Source organism: Emticicia aquatilis (assembly GCF_014644295.1).
Lineage (GTDB): Bacteria > Bacteroidota > Bacteroidia > Cytophagales > Spirosomataceae > Emticicia > Emticicia aquatilis.
In genome coordinates this window covers 519,111-538,428 of the sequence record NZ_BMKK01000001.1, presented here as the reverse complement: position 1 = coordinate 538,428, position 19,318 = coordinate 519,111, and the positions used below count along the sequence as shown (strand labels likewise).

Genomic DNA, 19,318 nt, shown 5'->3' with positions numbered 1-19,318 from the left:
TTTTTTATCAAGATGAATAAAAATTTTTCGACTACGCAGTTTGTTTGGGGAGTGTCGCTTTTTTTGGCATTGTTTGTCAATCTTCCTATTATATTTCTTCAATTGCCTCGTTTAGAAAAGTCAGGAATTGCCCAGTTAGATGTTCTGATTCAAGTGGTAGTTTGTCTTGTTTATTCGGTATTTTTTATCCAGTTAGTTTACCGTAATGCTAAATCAAACGCTTCAAAATCAAAGATGATTTTTGAAATTTTTGTCATTCTTCTTATCTTTTTAGTAGTTCTGACAACGCTCAATGTTTTGGTTATTGGGCTTTCAATGAAAATGTTTCCAAGTGTAGTATTACGTGGGGTCTTACTTGGTGGAATTGCCTACTTTTTTAGTAGATTTTTGATAGAAACTGAGCGAAAAAATGAAATTTTACTCGAAAACGAGCATCTAAAGAGCGAAAACCTATTGGTTCAGCTCAGCTCATTGAAGAATCAATTAAACCCGCATTTTCTTTTTAATTCTTTAAATACTTTGAGTTGGCTCATTAATGAAGACAAAGAAAAAAGTCAACGTTATTTGCAGAAACTTTCGCAAGTATTGCGGTATTCGTTGGGCATGCAAGAGCAATCGTTAGTGCCTTTGAAAGAAGAACTGGCTTTGGTAGATAGCTACATTTTCTTATTACAAATAAGATTTGGCAATAATTTGAAGATTATCAAAGATATTGAAAATATGCAGTTCAAAATTCCGCCGCTTTCACTACAATTATTAATCGAAAATGCCATTAAGCACAATGTCATTTCAACTGCATCACCATTGAGTGTTTGGATAGAATTACGAGATAATGTATTGATAGTCAGGAATACACACAAGCCAAAGCCAAATTCAGAAGGTACGGGCATTGGCTTAGTAAACCTTAATGAACGCTTCAAGATTTTGGCAAGTCGGGAGGTAGAAATTGAGCAAAACGAAAAAGAATTTAAAGTAGTTTTACCATTAATAGCAGAATGAAAATTGTAATTATTGAAGACGAAATAGCGGCGGCCAATCAACTAAAGTTTTTGCTAAATCAAATCAATACTGAGTATGAAATTGTGGCAATACTTGAAAGTGTGCAGGAAGCAATCAGTTGGTTTTCGGCTAACGGAAGTCCTGATTTGATATTTTCGGATATTCAGTTGGCTGATGGCATTTCGTTTGAAATTTATGAGCAAGTAAAAATCAATGCTCCTATCATATTTATTACAGCTTTTGATGAATACGCCATTCGTGCCTTCAAACTCAACAGCGTTGATTATATTCTGAAACCTCTTGATATTGATTCGCTGAGTTTTGCGATTGAAAAATTCAATAATCAGCAACTCGTCAAACAAGAAACCCTTAATGAGCTTATCAAACAGCAGGCTTTCTCTCAAAAAAGTTATCGAAAAAGCTTTTTGGTGCGTTACCGAGATAAACTTTTACCCATAAAATCCAGCGAATTTGCTTTTTTCTACATCGAAAATGGATTAGTGTTTGGTCAACTTTTTGATGGCCGAAAACACCTGCTCGACTTCAAACTCGAAGACCTCGAAAACCAACTCGACCCCCAAGAATTTATCAGAGCTAATCGACAATATCTTCTTTCGAGAAACAGTATTCTTGAAATTCAGCCTTACATCAATAGTCGAGTTTTGGTGAAAACTAATCCCACATCGCCTTATGAAGTTATAATTAGTAAGGAAAAAGTTACGTCTTTCAAGAAATGGTTTGAAAAAGGTTGACAAAAGTCCTCAGTAGTTCGACGGCTCAACCCTTCGACGGTTCACTTGGCTTTTTTTCCATTTCACTTTTAAAGTCAAATTCTCACCCCACCAAATTATGCGTTCTACCGTCTATGTAGGTAGTTTCAAATATTAAATAAGTAAATTTATGAAATTCAAGAACGCATTTTTGAGTCTTACAATTAGTGCCACACTACTGATTATCGCCTGCGAGAAAACTGAGGTTTCCACAGCTACCACCGCAAGCATTACGGCATTGAGTTGTTCTTCGACAACATTTTCGGCTACACCAACTGCTGGTACGGCCTTTACAGGAACAGCCACCGTACCTTACACGGGTGGAAATGGAGCTGCGTATGCAGCAGGTACTGCCGTTGCCTCTACGGGCGTTACGGGTCTAACTGCCACTTTAGCTGCTGGAACACTCGCATCGGGTGCTGGTACGGTTACTTTTGCTATTACTGGTACACCATCGGCTGCTGGTACTGCTGCTTTTGCTGTTACAGTTGGCGGACAATCATGTAGTTTTTCATTAACAGTTTCGGCCGCTGGTGGTGCTACAACCGACTGTTCATCTAAAACTGGCGTTGAACAAATCGTTTGTTTGGCCGATGCCTTTAAAGCTACGCTTTCAGCCTCTCAGATTGCTACCTTGCAATTAGACTATACATTTGCCAACATCAAAACTTGGTCGAATTTGCCAGCCGCCATGTCGGCACGCAAAGGGTTGAAGTTCAGTACTTTAAGTGCCACACAATTAGCAGCAGCAAAAGCATTGGTTGAAGCCATGACAAAGAGTTCGGTAGCCAACGAAGGCTATGATGAGGTAAAACAAATTTGGGCAGCAGATGACTGGTTGGTTTCTGACGGAAAAGCTAATAGCGATTACGGTTCGGGAAATTATTATATAGCTTTCTTTGGTACACCTTCTACCACAGGTACATTTGAGATTATGGAAACAGGACATCATAAAACAGTTGCCAATACCTACACAAATGGTGCGTTGGTAGCTGCAACACCTCATTTTGTGGCGGTTGAACCAATTTCTTGGACTACTGGTGGAGTAACTTACGCACCAGTTAGCCAAGAAACTGATGCTATGAAAGCCTTATTAGCGAGTTTGAGTGCCACACAATTGGCTACTGCAAAATCAAGTTCATCGTTTTCGGATATAATACTTTCACCAGGAAAAGAATGGCAGTTTCCAACTACTTATACTGGTTTGGTTTGTAGTGGTTTGACAGATGCTCAAAAAACATTGGCTATAAATGTCATTAAAACTTATACAAATGATATTGATGCAGCAAGTGCAGCTAAATTTTTAGCTCTTTATACTTCCGAAATAGACAAAACCTATATAACGTATGCTGGTACGGGTAATATGAATACAAAAGGTGATTATTTCAGAATTGATGGTCCTCATGTTTGGATTGAACTCAGCCAAAATGGAGGCGTAATTTATTCTGGTCCTCACCCGCACTCGGTTTGGAGAGATAGAGTATCTGACTATGCTGGAACTAATAAATAATAGCAAAATGATTAAAATCAAAAATTTGCTTTTGCTCATCTTTATCTTAGGATTTAGATGGGCAGAAGCTCATTCCTTGCCAAATAGCAATGCTCAGTTGATAGTAGGTAGCGAAAGACTTTTAGTGAAATTTCATACCCCCCTCGAAATTTTGGAGATGGCTTACCAAAAACCAGTCAATTTAAAATCTGAGGCATCGCTTGATAGTTTAAAACAGTATTATTTAAAACATATTTCGGTAACAGATTCGCTTCATAGCCAATGGACTATAAGCATAGGAAATATTTCATTATCTGGTGCCAATACCGAAGAAATAGGTGATTATCAACAAATTATTGCCGAAATCTATCTCAGACCCAGCAATGCAAATAGCCTTACGAATTTCGTCTTAAATTGCGATATTGTCATACACCAAGTTATTAATCAATCTATTTTGTTTTCGGTGGAAGATTGGCAGAATGAGGCGAATAAAAACAAAGAAATTGGTGTAATAAAGTGGGATATACCCACAGGAAAAATTATGCCTTTAAAAATTCAGTTAGAGCAAATTAGCGGTTTTAAGAGCTTTACTAATATGCTAAAATTGGGCAGCCAACACATTGCCGAAGGAACCGACCATCTTTTGTTTCTTTTGGTGCTTTTGTTACCGATTCCATTATTGATGAATCAAAAGAAATGGGCTTCGCAGCGTTCGGTTCGAGAAAGTTTAGTGCATATCTTGAAAGTCGTTACAGCCTTTACCGTTGGGCATTCTATCACACTTTTGTTTGGTGCATTAGGTTGGGTTTTTCTGCCCAGCAAATTTATCGAAGTGCTAATTGGCGTATCTATTTTAGTATCGGCCATTCATGCTATCAAACCTATTTTTCCAAACCGTGAAATCTACATTGCATTGGGTTTTGGCTTAATCCACGGCCTTGCATTTGCTAATACCTTACAAGATTTAAATCTCAATCCATTCAAGATGATATTGAGTATTTTGGGCTTCAATATCGGTATCGAACTCATGCAATTGGCTGTGATTGTAGCCGTTATCCCGTGGTTGCTTTTGCTAAGTCGCACCTCATTTTATGCAATTTTTAGAGTATTTGGAGCTGTTGTGGCGGGAATTGCCGCCATTGGTTGGATTATCGAACGAGTACTCGATGAGCCAAATATTATTACGAATCTAATTGCAAAAGCCACAAATTACTCATCTTGGTTATTGGGAATTCTGATTGTTGGTACGGTATTGCTTTATTTTTTAGAGAAAAATAAGGAAGATATTGCTCGGGCGGTTTAGAAAATGTTTTCTAAGTATTTTAGTCAAGAAAAGTTTTCTAATAGATATTCGATGCTTTATTTTGTGCTTTAAACACACTTCATAGCAAACACAATTTAATGAAAATCTTTAAATATATTTTCTTTTTCCTATCAACTTCAACAGCATTTGCCCATCTCGGGAGTATAGTAGGTAAGGTGACTGATGCTCAAACCAAACAACCTATCAGAGGAGCCAGTATTAGTCTCGTAGGGCAAAATCGAGGCGTAATCACTGATGAGTCTGGCTATTTCCAAATCAATAACCTTTGGGCTGCTCCTTATAAAGTAGAAGTTTCGTTTATGGGTTATGTGGCTCAAAATCAGACAGTTATAGTAAAAGAAGATGAGGCGACCACAATAGAATTTTCATTGAAAAGTGCTGAGTTTTCGCTCGAAGAAGTAAAGGTTTCGGCCGCCAATCCACAGCATCAGCAACTTATTTCGAGTATGGATATTAAACTCCGAACCATCAACAACTCGCAAGAAGTTTTAAGAATTATACCTGGTTTAGTAATCGGCCAACACGCAGGTGGAGGCAAAGCCGAACAGATTTTCTTACGTGGTTTTGATATTGACCACGGAACAGATATTAACCTCACTGCCGATGGCGTGCCAATCAATATGGTATCACATGCACACGGGCAGGGCTACGCCGATGCTCATTTTATTATTCCCGAATTGATTGATGGCGTAGATTTCAAGAAAGGGCTTTACGATGCCGATAAAGGAAATTTCACTACCGCAGGTTGGGCCAATTTTCGCACGAAAAAAGTCTTGGAACAAAATTTTGCTAAAGTTGAAGTCGGACAATTTAATACTTACCGACTGGTGGGTGCTGTTAATATTTTAGCACAAAAAGCAATAGAAAAGAACCAAAATGCCTATTTGGCAGGTGAATATAGCTACTCTGATGCGTATTTTGATGCTCCGCAGAACTTCAATCGCTTGAATTTATTGGGGAAATATCACGGACATATCACCAAAAATACGAGCTTGACTTTTACGGCCTCAACTTTTTGGAGCAAATGGAGTGCTTCGGGACAAATCCCTGACCGTTCAGTTGAGTCGGGTTTGATTGGTTTCTACGGAGCCATCGACCCTAATGAAGGTGGCACAACCAGCCGAACCAACGCCAATGCGGAATTTCTGACTCTCACAAAGCGAAACCATGTTTGGAAAAACCAAGTTTTCTACTCGAACTATAATTTTGAGTTATTTTCAAACTTTACTTTTTTCTTGGAAGACCCCATCAACGGCGACCAAATTAAGCAAAAAGAGGGCAGAAATTTGTGGGGATATAACTCAAATTATTCGATTGCTCACGGTTTAGGAAACAAACAAGCAACACTGAATATTGGGGTAAATTATCGTCACGATTTGACAAAAGATTCGGAGCTTTCGCATACAAAAAACAAAACAACGCTCCTCGAAAGCATCAAATTGGGCGATGTAAATGAAGCCAACGCAGGAGCGTATATTGATGAGAGTATTCAGTTAAGCCCTAAGCTTTCATTAACGGCTGGTCTTCGCTTCGATTACTTTAAAAATCAATATCTTGATAAATTGCAGAATAATGCAATTTTCAAAGCCAATGCTTCCATCGTTTCTCCTAAACTGAATTTGTATTATACCAAGAATAAAAACTTGCAGTTTTATTTGAATGTAGGTAAGGGTTTTCACTCAAATGATACCCGTGCGGTCGTGGAGAAAAGTGGTCTGGAGATTCTGCCTGCTGCTTATGGCTCAGATTTAGGTACAATTTGGAAGCCTATTCCGAAAATTGTTATCAATGCGGCTTATTGGTATTTGTGGCTCAATCAAGAGTTTGTGTATGTAGGCGATGCGGGCGTGATTGAACCCTCGGGTCAATCAAAAAGAAGTGGTTTTGATGTGTCTATGCGTTATCAGCTAATGAAAAATTTGTTTTTTGATGCCGATGTAAACTATGCCAAACCAAGAGCCATTGGCGAAACGGAAGGACAACACCTCATTCCTTTGGCCGTAAAATGGACAAGCATTGGAGGCTTAACACTCAAAAACAACAAAGGTTTTAGTGGAAGTCTGCGTTATCGTTATGTTGGAGATAGACCCGCCAACGAAGATAATAGCATCGTAGCTAAAGGCTATTTTGTGAGTGATGCTTTATTGAATTATACGAAGAATCGTTATTCGATTGGTCTTTCGGTGCAAAATATCTTTAATACAAAATGGAAAGAAACCCAATTTGCCACCGAAAGTAGATTGCAGAATGAAACTAACTCCGTCAACGAGATTCATTTTACACCCGGAACTCCATTTAATGCAAAATTGAGTTTTAGTGTGAGTTTTTGAGAAACTATTGTCGGTTGAGAGTTTTAGTTTTTATAACCCGAAACGGAATACATTCTTCTTTGCAGATTTGTCCGTTAAAGTATCTGGGTTCCATTCCATACGTATTATCATAGCCCCAGAAGACCAGTTTGTCTGAAAAGTCCATTAGACTATTTACATAAGAACTTGCTGGACCACTCTGTACTTCACCAGCTAACTGTGTACCCAGCGGAGTTCCATCGGTTGACCATAATTCATGACCATATCTGTCATCGTCGATACCAAAATAAAGTTTGCCGTTAAAGGCTTTGGCATCGCTTATTCCCGTGTTTCTAAGTATTCTTTGAATAAAGATTTGAGTGCCGTCAACCGTTCCATCAGAAGACCAACCCCAAGCAGGTCGGTCGGCAGAAGAGTATAAAAACATAAAGAACTTGTTGCCTAAAGAGCTAAAACTTTGTTTTATTTGACTTGATAATGTATTAACAGTCGTTAACTTATTTGTGCCAATTCCTGTTCCATCGCTTGTCCATAAATCAAATGTTGATACCGTAGGTTTTACTCTAAAAAACAATTTATTCGTACTTTTTTCTAAGAAAAGTCGAAAAGATGACGTGAGATAATCATCAGACTCATTAAATTCTTTGATGATTTTAGTCCCATTGACAGTACCATCCGACTCCCATAAAGCGGTACCTGATTCGAAAGCAGGAGTAGTATAAGTTGAGAAAAAGTATAACTTAGATTGAAACTCTATCAGACATACGGGTGAGATTGGTGTATCAAAGAAGTTTTCACTCACAAGCTTCGTTCCTGCATCCGTTCCGTCACTTATCCATAAGCGTTCGTTTGTAAAAAACAGTTTTCCATTAACGTGGGTCAAATTGTTTAAGTTACCAAGTATTATTCTGTTGTTAATGGGTCGAGTGTTTGTTATTGTACCGTCGCTCACCCAAAGATATCCCTGAGTAGAAAGCCCTTTAAAGAAAAGTTTGTTTCCCACAACTGTTAGTTTTTCAGGATTTACACCAATATCGCCTTGAAGACCACTACTGAGGGGAATTTCAAAAGTTCCTGTGTTGGTTCCATCTGACCGCCAAAGTCTCATTTTGCTATCAGTAGTTGAGTTAGCTGTAAAATAAACAATATTTCCAATGGCCACCATTTCCCGAATATTAGTACTATATGCTCCTTCACTAATATCTTTTACGATTGTTGTTGCATTTATTGTACCATCAGATTTCCAAAGTTCAGCTCCTTGGTGGTCAATCGCACTAAAATACCAAGTATTACCTATTTTTACTCTTTTATCGCTGACATTTGAATTAGAACTTGTGGTTACAATATTCTTGACCAGTTTGCTGCTTACACCATCGTATATCCATAATTCATAGTTGTTTTGAGCATCATAGTTTTTGTAAAATAATTGATTGGTGGAAGTATATATATATTCGAGAGAAGTAATATCGAAAGGTGATAAGCCATCAGGTTTAGCAATGTTTTGTACAAATACTGTTCCTGTTACTGTACCATCGGTTTTCCAAAGTTCATTGTTATTATTGGCTCTAAAAAATACCTTGTTTCCTATCTTATCGAAATGATTGGGAAGCGAACTTTCATTTGGATTGATGTCTTTCAGTAATTGAGTGCCTGTATATGTACCGTCTGAAATCCAAAGTTCAAAATCATTATTTTCTTGGGCAGAAAAGAAAAATTTATCATTTAATACTCCATACGACCGAGTATAAGGATTGTTGTAGATTGATTGAAAAGATTTAATAATTTGAGTATTGGCTTCAGTACCATCGCTTATCCAGAGTTTTCCACTCTCATTAAAAACAATTTTGTTACCAAATTTTGTCGGACTTTTAGCTGAAAAAGTTATACTGTAATCATTCTGAGTGAGAATTGTTTTTATTAATGCTGTACCTGTTGTTGTTCCATCAGTTCTCCATAGCTCAGTATCGTATAACAATAGGTTATTTATTTCATCTTTACGCATTCGATACACAAACAGAAAAATCTGATTTTCAGTACCTACAATCTTGGGGTCATTTGTATTGTAATTATAGTAGATATCTATTGTATTGTCAATGGTAGTAATTTGAACTGTTCCTGTTTCTGTTCCATCAGTTTTCCAAACCTCAATGGCAGTATTTCCCTTTACAAAGAAATAGACGATGTTATTCATCAATACCGTTTTTTCAAGAAGTGTTACGTTTGGAATACTTTTTACTAAGCTGGCATTGTTATTTTCTATTTTGTAAATACTGGTAGCAAAATCAAAGAAGTAAAGGTTATTATTATACGAAAAAAAATGTGTGCCTGTAAAATTATTAAGAATCAAGACAGGAGTTGTACCATTGGTTTTCCATAGTTCAATTACTCCAGTGCTTGCGTTTTTGGTTTGATAGTACACCTCGTTGTTGTGTACGTAAAGATTAGTTACGGAATTAGAAAAAGTATTGTTGAACAAATTAATTACGATTTTCTGCTCAGAAACTTGTCTCGTGCCTGCTTCTGTACCATCTGTTTTCCATAAATAATAGCCATCAATTCTCTGAACTGTGAAAAATACCAAACCATTTGCCTCAACAAAATTGGCAGGGTTTGACCCGGCTTCAAGTGTATTTATATCTTTGAAAAGCGAAATTTGAGCAAACGAAAAATGAAATGCCAGAAAAAGAAAAGTGCAGATAATTGTGCGTTTCATATGATGGATAAATTATAATTGTGTAAATCAACAGCCAATTTACTTTTTTTTAGATTTTACAGCAAAAATTGCACCAACCATTCACGGGCTTTTTGGTCATCGGTAAATGATTTCATTGGAATCGGAGGCTTCTGAAACTTGAACAAAATACTAATAATCAACTGCGAAAGCCCCGGTTTCGATACCATCGCCATTGCTTTATAAATTTGTGGTAGCTGTTCTGTCGAAAATTGGCGAGTGGCTTTATCTGGTACTGGTGAATCTGTTAGATAAATTAATAGCGGAACGGGTTTATTACCAGTGATTTGTTTCACTAAAGCCACATTTCTGCCAATATTCTCTACGGTGCGTTTAATACTTTTTGAGTAGGAGTAGAGGATTCCGTCTTTATCAAGATAATAATCAGCTATTTCGCCTTCGATGAGTGGTGAATGTTTTTGCATATTTAAGACCGAGGTTTTATTGGTATCCAAATTTCTTCTTCTGAATCGGGGCTTTCGTTTTTATACTTTTCGCCTAAAAGCTCAAAATGTTCTCGGTCATCGACTTCATACGCCGAATTCGGCAACCATTCTTCAAAAATATATTGAAAAGTTGGCATAAATGCACTCGCTGGCCCTTTGTGAGTAAATACTGCATAAAGCCCTCCTTTTAGGGTATAATGTTCCATATTTTCGGGAATTTGCTCAAAGTCGCTTACTTCAACGGCCGCCCATTTTGTAAAGGTATCATTTGGATTGAAATTTCTAAAATCAAAGATACCGTTGTATATCTGCATTGAGTAAAGCTCTGAACCAATTTGATTGTGTATTTCTTTTCTTCGTGGCATGAAACTACACCATAGCTCACCAGTTCGATTATTCATATAACTCATTTCGAGTTTCTTCCCGATGAGTGTTTTTGGTGCTAAAATATTGATTACTGGTGCGTCCATGTGTATGATGTATTTGAAAAATTTTAAAAAAAAATTGACTTTTTTAAATATATTTATTGAACACAGGGTACTTAATGTTCAAAGAGTAAATAAATGCCTTTTTATTGGTAAATTTTGCCCTCTTGTCGCAACTATTGTTTGATTGGCACAAAAACAAAAATAGAAAACTTCACCTTTTTTGCGAGTTTTTGTTTCTAAAAACTTAAAAAAGTACTATTTTTTCTTGATACAGCACAGTACAGTACAGGATAGTACATTTTTAAAAAAAAATAATATTTGAATAATATCAAGGAAAAATATCCTTATATCAATAATCATTCTATTTCAACCTAAAACATTAATCAAATGAGACAAAGATTTACTTTGTACAAAACAAAACTCTATGCGAGTATTTTTTCGCTGATGTTGGCTTTGTTTTGTACTTCATTTGCATTTGCCCAACAAGTGAAGGGCAAAGTGACTGGCCAAAATGGCGAAGCATTGGTGGGGGTGAGTGTAACTATCAAAGGTATAAATCGAGGCACACAGTCTGATGCCGATGGTAGCTACAAATTGGATGTACCGAATAATTCAACTTTAGTATTCAGCTTTGTGGGTTACACTCCCAGCGAGGTTGCGTACACAGGTCAAAAAGAGATTAACGTTTCTTTAGTTCTCGATGACAAATTATTGAGCGAAATAGTCGTAGTGGGCTACGGTAGTCAGTTAAAGAAAAACGTAACTGGGGCCGTACAGACCATTGGGTCGAAAGAAATTAAAGATATTCCTGTATCGCAAATTGGTCAAAAATTACAAGGGCAATTAGCGGGTGTTCAAATCAATCAAACCACAGGTAAGCCTGGCCAAGGAATGAATATCAGGATTCGTGGTCAACTTTCGGTTTCAGCTGGTAGCGACCCTCTCTATGTAATTGATGGTTTCCCTATTACGGGTAGTATCGGAGCCATGAATCCAGATGAAATTGAAGATATTTCTATCTTGAAAGATGCAGCCTCTACTTCACTTTATGGTTCACGAGCTGCCAATGGTGTAGTGCTAATCACTACCAAAAAAGGTAGGTCTGGTACAAATGTTAGCTTTAGTACTTTTGCAGGTATTCAGGAAGTACCGATGAGAGGTAGAGTGAAAATGCTCACTGCTGAAGAATTTGCTCAGTTCAAGAAAGAATATTATACAGATGCTGGTCAACCAGTTCCTGCCGAGTTTCAAGACCCTTCACAATACGCAGGCAAAAACAATGATTGGTATGGTGCATTATTAAGAAAAGCTCCTGTACAAAGCTATAATCTAACACTAACATCTAATAAAGAAAAATCAAGAACATCGTTTATTGGGGGTGTTTTTAATCAGCAAGGCGTGGTGATTAATAATGAATACAAAAGATATTCGTTGCGTATGAATTCGGAGTATGACATCTCTGATAAAGTGAAAGTTGGTTTCAATATCGCTCCACAATATGTATTCGACAATACGCCAAGAACTGACGGTGATAGAGGAACGGGTATCTTGTTCAATGCACTTCATACTTGGCCAGTAATGCCTATTTATGAAGCAGATGGTAAAACTCTTACATTATTTAATAGATTCCCTGCAAGTACAGGAAATATCTTTGCATACCCTAACTGGGTAAGAGCCGCCAATGAATTAGTGAATGAAACAACTACATTGAACTTGATTTCAAATGCTTATATAGCCTACCAACCAATCAAAGGCTTGACGTTGAAATCTTCATTTAATGTGGAGATGAATCGTAATAAATTCTTCTTCTTTAATCCATCAACGGCTACAAGTGCCATCAACGTTGCGATTCCAACAACAGCCGTTTCTATTCGTCAGAATTTTGAAAACCTGACTTGGTTGAACGAAAACTTAGCTACTTATGCAAAAAGTATCAAAGACCATAGTTTTGAAATTTTGGGCGGTTTCACACAACAAAGATTCCGTGCAGAAGGTACTCGTATTCAAGCTGATACGTATGCTGATGACCGTCTCCCAACTATTCAGGGAGCAATTAATATCAACCGTGGAGGTACTCAATCTAATGTTCAAGAATGGGCTTTAACATCATTGCTTTCGAGATTAACTTATAATTATAAAGGAAAATATTTGTTTACCGCTTCGGTTCGTCGTGATGGTTCTTCTCGTTTTGGTTCTAATAATCGTTGGGGAACATTCCCTTCAGTTTCGGCAGGTTGGGTTATTTCGGATGAAAATTTCTTGAAATCAATTCCAAAAATATCATTTGCAAAACTAAGAACAAGCTATGGTGTTGTTGGAAATAACAACATCGGTAATTACACACCTTATGCTTTGATTAACAATACAGTTAATGCTGTTTTTGGTAATACTGTTGCTCCGGGTGCAGTGGTTACAACATTGGCCAACAATAATTTAGGTTGGGAAACCACTAAGCAATTTGACTTAGGCTTAGATTTAGGGTTGTTTAATGACAGAATTACGTTTGTTTATGACTATTATAATAAACGTACTACAAATTTACTTTACAGTGTTCAGATTGCTCAAGAGGCTGGTTTTAGCAATTTTAATGATAATATCGGCGAAATTAAGTTTTGGGGACATGAGTTTTCATTGAATACCAAGAATACAACAGGAAAATTGAAATGGAGTACAAATGCAAATATTTCGTTTAACCGCAATAAAGTAATCGCACTGGCCGATGGTATCGACCGTGTATATGGTACTTTCCACATCACAAAAGTAGGTTATCCGTTTGGTCAATTCTACGGACATATTGCTCAAGGAGTGTATTTGAATGCCGAAGACCTCAAAAACTCACCACAAGTACCAGGCCGTTCGGTGGTAGGAAGTATTAAACTGACCGACCAAAACGGAGATGGAATTATCACCAATGGTGGCGATTTTGATGATAGAGTAATCATGGGTAATCCTTTTCCTAAATTTACTTACGGTATCACTAATAACTTCTCTTATGGTAATTTCGATGCAAGTATCATAGGCTCAGGTTCGCAAGGCAATCAATTATTGGTTCGCCACATTTATAGTACTGCCAATCTTGATGGGGTATTCAATATGGTTGAAGGCGTTAAATATCGTTTTCGCTCAGTTGATAATCCTGGAAAGGGAATGTACGGAACAACCGTTGGTGGTGGTAACGTAACAGGTATTGAGCGTGACTGGATGAATAGCCGTTTTGTGGCAGATGCCTCTTTCTTCACTATCAAAAACGTAACTATTGGCTATACTATTCCTAAGCCAAATAAAGTGTTTAAGTCAGCTCGTATTTATACATCTGTACAACAATTGTACATATTTACTAAATATTGGGGTGGGCCAAATCCTGAGACATCGGCCCAAGGTGATGGCAATGGAGATGGAGGAAATCTAAGTCCTGGTGTCGACTTATCGAACTATCCCGTACCAAGAACCTATACTATTGGTATAAACTTGAACTTTTAATTAACGAAATTACTGTAAGATAATGAAAAAGATAACAACAACAGCACTGTTTATGTTTTTGGGCTTAATGAGTTGTAATAAAGACTTTTTGACTGTTGTCCCAGAAACTAACCTCAGTACCGCCATATTCTTTACAAAAGAAGCTGATTTTCAACAGGCAGTTAATGCTAACTATGTGCCGCTTCGAGCAATCGTAAACGACCGTGCATGGCTTTTGGGCGAAATGCACTCTGATAATGCGTATTATTATAGAAATATTCTCTTCGGAGCAACCGAGCAACAAGAAGACATCGCCGATTTTGCGGTGCCAACCGCAAATGGCGTTACGTCAAATACGCACGTTTTGAACCAGTATCGTCTTGATTTTCAAATAATTGCCCGTGCCAATCAAATTTTAACGTCGATTGATGCAGTTGATTTTGCTGCGGCATCAAAAAACAATCTGAAAGGCCAAGCTCAATTCCTTAGAGCATACGCCTATTTTGAGTTAGTGCAGTATTTCGGAAAAGTGCCTTTGCACCTAACACCTGTAACTAATCGTCAGGAAGCAGCTTTGCCATTGGCTTCTGTAGATGAAATTTATGCACAAATTATCAAAGACGCTACGGCTGCTATTTCTGGGTTATTACCAAAATCAACCCAAGAAGCAGGTAGAGTTACTTCGGGAACTGCAAGAATGCTATTGGCGAATGTCTATATGGTGCGTAAAAACTGGGCTGAAGCAGAGAAATTATTGAAAGAAATAGTAGCAAGCAACGAATACAAGCTGATGCCTGATTTCAATGATGCTTTCTCAACAAATACTGGAAACAAAAATAATGCAGAGTCAATCTTTGAAGTACAGTTTCAAGAAGGTGCATCGGGCTATAACGGAGCAATTATTTATAACTATTTGCCACGCCCGATGAGTCCAGATGAATTAAAGCCAATCACAGGAACATCAAATCCTCAACCACTAACGGGCGAAGGCAACGGAGCTCCAACGCCTGATTTGATTGCTTCTTATGAAAAAGGCGATAAGCGATTGGACGGAACTATTGGCTATGTAACCATCAGCGGTAGTTTAAGAGCAGATAAAAGATTTCCTTATAATAAGAAGTTTGCTAAAACACACTCTCTACATGGTAATACAGGTAATAATTTCCCAATTTACCGCTATTCGGAGGCTTTATTATTCTTAGCCGAAGCACTAACCGAACAAGGGAAAATGGCTGAAGCTTTGCCGTTCCTTAATCAAGTGCGTTCACGTGCGGGTTTACCTGCTGCAACTGCCACTTCGCAAGCAGCCGTAAGAACTCAAATTTACCAAGACCGCAGAAGCGAACTGGCCTTTGAAAACAAACGTTGGTTCGACCTCGTACGCACAGGAACTGCCGTTGAAGTTATCACGGCTTACGGAAATAGAGTAAAAGCTAATCCAGTAGCATATTATTATCCAGAAGGTGCAGCCGTGCGTAGTAATGCCTTCTCAAACATTAGTGTATTGTATGGACTACCAGCCGACGAAGCAGCTTTATCGCCATATTTTTAATTTTTTTAAAATAGCTTTTTTATCAGTACATTGTGAGAAAATTTCAACTCATGATGTACTGGTAATTCAAAGTGGGGATGAAATTACACTATTCGACAAAAAAATATTTAACCCTTCCATTAATTATGTTTTCAAGACAAAACTCCATTAAACTGGGGATTGGATTGGTCGCTGTCGCAACAGCCGCCTCTTTCACTCTCCTCAAAGAACCTAATTTGTCCGCAGTAACTACCGGAGACCCTAAACTTGACAAGTTAAAATACCCAGCAGGGTTTAAAGCCGAGCATCTTTACAGCCCTTCTGAAAACAAGCAAGGTTCTTGGGTATCAATGACTTTCGATGACAAAGGTCGAATGATTTGCTCCGACCAATATGGTAAGTTATTTCGTTTGAAAATGCCCGCAGTTGATGGCAAAATCTCAATATCGGATGTTGAAAAATTACAGGTTGGCCCCGCTACCGACACCATGGGTATGGGCTATGCACACGGATTGCTCTATGCTTTCAATAGCCTTTACGTAATGATTAATAATAGTAAGGGTAATAAGATTTTTACTAAAAAAAGTGGTTTGTATCGCCTTCAAGATACTAATAATGATGACCAATATGATAAAGTTACCTTGCTAAAAGAACTCGTTGGCGATGGCGAACATGGCCCTCACAGTATTGTTTTATCACCTGACAAACAATCACTTTATGTTATTAATGGAAACCATACAGATGTTCCTCCATTGGATTCATATAGACTGCCATCAAATTGGAAAGAAGACCAAATGTTTCCATTAATTAAAGACCCTCGTGGACACGCCAACGACCGCTACGCTCCAGGCGGCTGGATTGCAAACCTTGACCCCGAAGGTAAAAAATGGGAACTGGTAAGTGCTGGTTACCGAAATGCGTTCGATATGGCTTTTGATGCAAACGGAGATTTGTTTGTCTATGATGCCGATATGGAATGGGACTTCGGCTTGCCGTGGTATCGCCCGACTCGTATTACTCACGCTACGAGTGCTTCAGAATTTGGTTGGAGAACTGGTAATAGTAAATGGTCGCCAACATTCCCAGATAATCTTCCGCCAGTCATCAATATCGGACAAGGTTCGCCTACGAATTTATTACACTTGAAAGACGCCAAATTTCCAGCAAAATACAAAAATACCCTCTTGGCCTTCGACTGGACTTTTGGTGTAATGCACGCTATTCATCTCAAACCAGCGGGTTCAAGTTTCACGGGTGAAAGAGAAGAGTTTTTGTCAGGTATTCCACTGCCTTTGACTGATGGAGCGATTGGCCCCGATGGTGCTTTGTATTTCCTAACTGGTGGTCGTCGCTTAGATTGTGATTTATACCGTGTTTCTTACGTGGGCAACGAAAGCACTGCTCCAATTGCTGCCGCACCAATCAACTCAGCCAATGCGTTACGTAGAAGTTTGGAGAAATTTCATACTGGAGGACCAAACCCTGCCGCAGTAGCTACGGCTTGGCCTCAGTTAAAAAGTCCAGATAGATTCATTCGTTATGCTGCACGTTTGGCATTGGAGCATCAACCAGTTGCACAATGGCAAGATTTAGCTTTGAAAGAAAAAGACCCAGTTGCTCTAACTCAGTCATTGATTTCATTGATTCGCATGGGCGATGGTTCTAAGAAAAACGAAATCGTAAATGCACTTTTGGGCGTAAACTTCAAAGCTTTGCAACAATCGCAACAATTAGATTTATTGAGAGCATTTGAGTTGGCATTCCTTCGTATGGGTCAGCCAGATGCAACACTTAAACCAAAAGTGATAGCTTACCTAAACCCACTTTACCCAGCTAATACCGCACACCTAAATCGCTCACTAAGTAAATTGTTGATTTATTTAGATGCACCTGAAGCAGTGGCAAAAACAATGGCCTTGATGGATATTAAAACCGAGCCAGGAAGCGATGCCCTCAACGTTGAAACAGCCACCGCTTCAAGCGATTTGATTCTAAGAAATCCTCAATACGGGAAAGATATTGCTGCGATGTTGGCCAATATTCCACCAGCCCAACACACGTATTATGCCGTTATGTTGAGCTTAGCTAAAGAAGGTTGGACTCCCGAACTTCAAGACAAATACTTTAAATGGTATTACAAAGCTTTTGAATACAAAGGCGGAAATAGCTACATCGGTTTCTTGGATAGGTCTTTAAAACTGGCTTTGAAAAATGTTCCTGATAATAAAAGGGCTTATTTTGAAAAACTCGCTGGTGCAGAAAGATTAAGTAAAAATGGTAATGATTTTATTTCGTTAACTGCACCAAAAGGCCCTGGCAGAAACTGGAGAATGGAAAATGCCTTACCTATCGTTGAAAAAGGCCTAACCGACCGAGATTTTGAAAACGGAAAAGCCATGTTTGCCGCCACAACCTGTAAGATGTGCCATGCTATGAGAGGTGATGGCGGTGCAATTGGGCCAGATTTGAGTCAATTATATACCCGTTTTTCTTCAAAAGATATGTTGGAGTCAATCATCATGCCTGATAAAACGGTTTCTGACCAATATGCAGCTACTTATTATAGTCTCAAAGATGGTAGCTCAATCGTAGGACGTCTAATCAATGAAGATAAAACGGCCTATTACATTTCTCAGAACCCGTATGCTCCGAATGAGTTGGAGAAGGTTTTGAAAAAGAACGTAGTTTCATCAAAACCGTCTTCGGCATCAATTATGTTTGGTGGTTTGATAAATAGCTTGAACGAAGATGAATTGAAAGATTTAATGGCGTATCTGATGGCTGGAGGAAACGAAAACAACGCCATGTTTAAACCAAAAAAGTAATTAGAAGTAGATTTGATTAAGTTTAATATGCTTGTTTGAAGGAGTAACAACGAATTTGGGCAGGCATATTTAAAATCAAGTCAATGCGTTCGGATACAGAGAAATTAAAACATGAATCCTCTTTTTTAATCATACACCAATGACAACAAAAAATACTATAAAATATTGGAATATTGCAGTTGTAATTGCTATCTTGGCAGTTGGTTGTAAAGTTTCAAATACCGCTCAAAGTGAAAAGGGTTTCAAGTCAATTTTCGATGGAAAAACGCTTAATGGTTGGGAAGGTGACACTAAATATTGGCGAGTAGAAAACGGCAATTTAGTGGGCGAAATCACTCCCGAAACTTTGCTCAAAACCAATTCTTTTATCACATGGAAAGGAGGCGAACCAGCCGATTTTGAGTTAAAAGGAGAGTTTAATATTACCGAAAAAGGCAATTCTGGTATTAATTATCGCAGCGTTAAGCTGCCCGATATTCCCTACGCTTTGCGAGGTTATCAGGCCGATATTGATGGAAATAATACTTATACAGGTCAAAACTACGAAGAGCGTGGTCGTACAACCTTGGCATATCGTGGTCAGATTACCACAATAAACCCACAAGAAAATCCGATGACTCTCGAAGAGGTTCGTAAAAAAGTACAAAAAAATGCTTGGACCGACCTCAAAGTAACAGGAAGTTTAGGTGAAAATGAGGCTCTGAAAACCAAAATAAATAAGCAAGATTGGAATACTTTTCATCTAATAATCAAAGGCAATCGTTTACAGCATTACATCAACGATATTCTGATGAGCGATGTAACCGACAATGATTTAGTAAATGGAAAATCAAAAGGTATTTTGGGCGTACAGGTTCACGTAGGTCCACCCATGAAAGTGCAATATCGTAATTTAAGAATTAAAGAATTGAAATAAGACAAGAGAGAAAAGACAAGAGACATGAGATTTTTCTAAAGGTTTCATTTTCAAATAAATTCTCTTGTCTTTTGTCTCATGTCTAATATCT

The 19,318-nt window shown here is 38.0% G+C and carries 12 protein-coding genes; 9 read left to right on the top strand and 3 right to left on the bottom strand.

Annotation, left to right across the window (positions count from 1 at the left end; genetic code table 11):
• Window positions 1-12: 12 nt before the first annotated feature.
• From IEX65_RS02305 to IEX65_RS02285, 5 genes are all read left to right on the top strand, one after another.
• On the top strand, window positions 13-999 hold the full coding sequence (locus tag IEX65_RS02305) for a sensor histidine kinase (protein ID WP_229250492.1): 987 nt from the start codon (window positions 13-15) through the stop codon (window positions 997-999).
• Complete coding sequence (locus tag IEX65_RS02300; protein ID WP_188764242.1) at window positions 996-1,751, top strand: LytR/AlgR family response regulator transcription factor; 756 nt, start codon at window positions 996-998, stop codon at window positions 1,749-1,751. Before IEX65_RS02305 ends, IEX65_RS02300 begins: the two co-directional genes overlap by 4 nt.
• A gap of 148 nt (window positions 1,752-1,899) precedes the next feature.
• Window positions 1,900-3,279: a DUF3500 domain-containing protein gene (locus IEX65_RS02295; protein ID WP_188764240.1), complete on the top strand. Its 1,380-nt coding sequence runs from the start codon at window positions 1,900-1,902 to the stop codon at window positions 3,277-3,279.
• Window positions 3,280-3,286: 7 nt separating this feature from the next.
• The gene (locus tag IEX65_RS02290; protein ID WP_188764238.1) at window positions 3,287-4,561 is read left to right on the top strand and encodes a HupE/UreJ family protein; all 1,275 of its coding nucleotides are present in this window, start codon (window positions 3,287-3,289) and stop codon (window positions 4,559-4,561) included.
• Between the two features lie 98 nt (window positions 4,562-4,659).
• A complete protein-coding gene (locus IEX65_RS02285; protein ID WP_188764236.1) occupies window positions 4,660-6,912 on the top strand; it encodes a TonB-dependent receptor in 2,253 nt (750 codons plus the stop codon).
• Between the two features lie 4 nt (window positions 6,913-6,916).
• Here IEX65_RS02285 and IEX65_RS02280 read toward each other — a convergent pair whose 3' ends face one another.
• The 3 genes from IEX65_RS02280 to IEX65_RS02270 are packed head-to-tail and all read right to left on the bottom strand — an operon-like array spanning window position 6,917 to window position 10,538.
• Window positions 6,917-9,604: a hypothetical protein gene (locus IEX65_RS02280; RefSeq protein WP_188764234.1), complete on the bottom strand. Its 2,688-nt coding sequence runs from the start codon at window positions 9,602-9,604 to the stop codon at window positions 6,917-6,919.
• A 56-nt stretch (window positions 9,605-9,660) separates the two neighbouring features.
• Window positions 9,661-10,047, bottom strand: coding sequence for a DUF7793 family protein (locus tag IEX65_RS02275; protein ID WP_188764232.1), 387 nt, complete (start codon window positions 10,045-10,047; stop codon window positions 9,661-9,663).
• A 2-nt stretch (window positions 10,048-10,049) separates the two neighbouring features.
• Complete coding sequence (locus IEX65_RS02270) at window positions 10,050-10,538, bottom strand: GyrI-like domain-containing protein (RefSeq protein WP_188764230.1); 489 nt, start codon at window positions 10,536-10,538, stop codon at window positions 10,050-10,052.
• Window positions 10,539-10,940: 402 nt separating this feature from the next.
• Between IEX65_RS02270 and IEX65_RS02265 the strand changes: the two genes are divergently transcribed.
• The 4 genes from IEX65_RS02265 to IEX65_RS02250 all read left to right on the top strand — a co-directional run bounded on the left by IEX65_RS02265 (window position 10,941) and on the right by IEX65_RS02250 (window position 19,227).
• Entirely contained in the window at window positions 10,941-13,976 is a 3,036-nt protein-coding gene (locus IEX65_RS02265; protein ID WP_229250508.1) for a SusC/RagA family TonB-linked outer membrane protein, read from the top strand.
• 22 nt (window positions 13,977-13,998) lie between these two features.
• Window positions 13,999-15,507: a RagB/SusD family nutrient uptake outer membrane protein gene (locus tag IEX65_RS02260; RefSeq protein WP_229250490.1), complete on the top strand. Its 1,509-nt coding sequence runs from the start codon at window positions 13,999-14,001 to the stop codon at window positions 15,505-15,507.
• Between the two features lie 125 nt (window positions 15,508-15,632).
• On the top strand, window positions 15,633-18,311 hold the full coding sequence (locus tag IEX65_RS02255; RefSeq protein WP_188764226.1) for a c-type cytochrome: 2,679 nt from the start codon (window positions 15,633-15,635) through the stop codon (window positions 18,309-18,311).
• A 139-nt stretch (window positions 18,312-18,450) separates the two neighbouring features.
• Window positions 18,451-19,227, top strand: a complete 777-nt coding sequence (locus IEX65_RS02250; protein WP_188764224.1) for a 3-keto-disaccharide hydrolase — start codon at window positions 18,451-18,453, stop codon at window positions 19,225-19,227.
• The last annotated feature ends 91 nt before the right edge of the window (window positions 19,228-19,318 follow it).

Bases quoted from the DNA above. Each gene is read 5' to 3' on its own strand.
- IEX65_RS02265 (WP_229250508.1), top strand. From the start codon at position 10,941: ATGTTGGCTTTGTTTTGTACTTCATTTGCATTTGCCCAACAAGTGAAG.
- IEX65_RS02260 (WP_229250490.1), top strand. From the start codon at position 13,999: ATGAAAAAGATAACAACAACAGCACTGTTTATGTTTTTGGGCTTAATG.
- IEX65_RS02250 (WP_188764224.1), top strand. From the start codon at position 18,451: ATGACAACAAAAAATACTATAAAATATTGGAATATTGCAGTTGTAATT.
- IEX65_RS02290 (WP_188764238.1), top strand. From the start codon at position 3,287: ATGATTAAAATCAAAAATTTGCTTTTGCTCATCTTTATCTTAGGATTT.
- IEX65_RS02285 (WP_188764236.1), top strand. From the start codon at position 4,660: ATGAAAATCTTTAAATATATTTTCTTTTTCCTATCAACTTCAACAGCA.
- IEX65_RS02280 (WP_188764234.1), bottom strand. From the start codon at position 9,604: ATGAAACGCACAATTATCTGCACTTTTCTTTTTCTGGCATTTCATTTT.
- IEX65_RS02295 (WP_188764240.1), top strand. From the start codon at position 1,900: ATGAAATTCAAGAACGCATTTTTGAGTCTTACAATTAGTGCCACACTA.
- IEX65_RS02270 (WP_188764230.1), bottom strand. From the start codon at position 10,538: ATGGACGCACCAGTAATCAATATTTTAGCACCAAAAACACTCATCGGG.
- IEX65_RS02305 (WP_229250492.1), top strand. From the start codon at position 13: ATGAATAAAAATTTTTCGACTACGCAGTTTGTTTGGGGAGTGTCGCTT.
- IEX65_RS02255 (WP_188764226.1), top strand. From the start codon at position 15,633: ATGTTTTCAAGACAAAACTCCATTAAACTGGGGATTGGATTGGTCGCT.
- IEX65_RS02300 (WP_188764242.1), top strand. From the start codon at position 996: ATGAAAATTGTAATTATTGAAGACGAAATAGCGGCGGCCAATCAACTA.
- IEX65_RS02275 (WP_188764232.1), bottom strand. From the start codon at position 10,047: ATGCAAAAACATTCACCACTCATCGAAGGCGAAATAGCTGATTATTAT.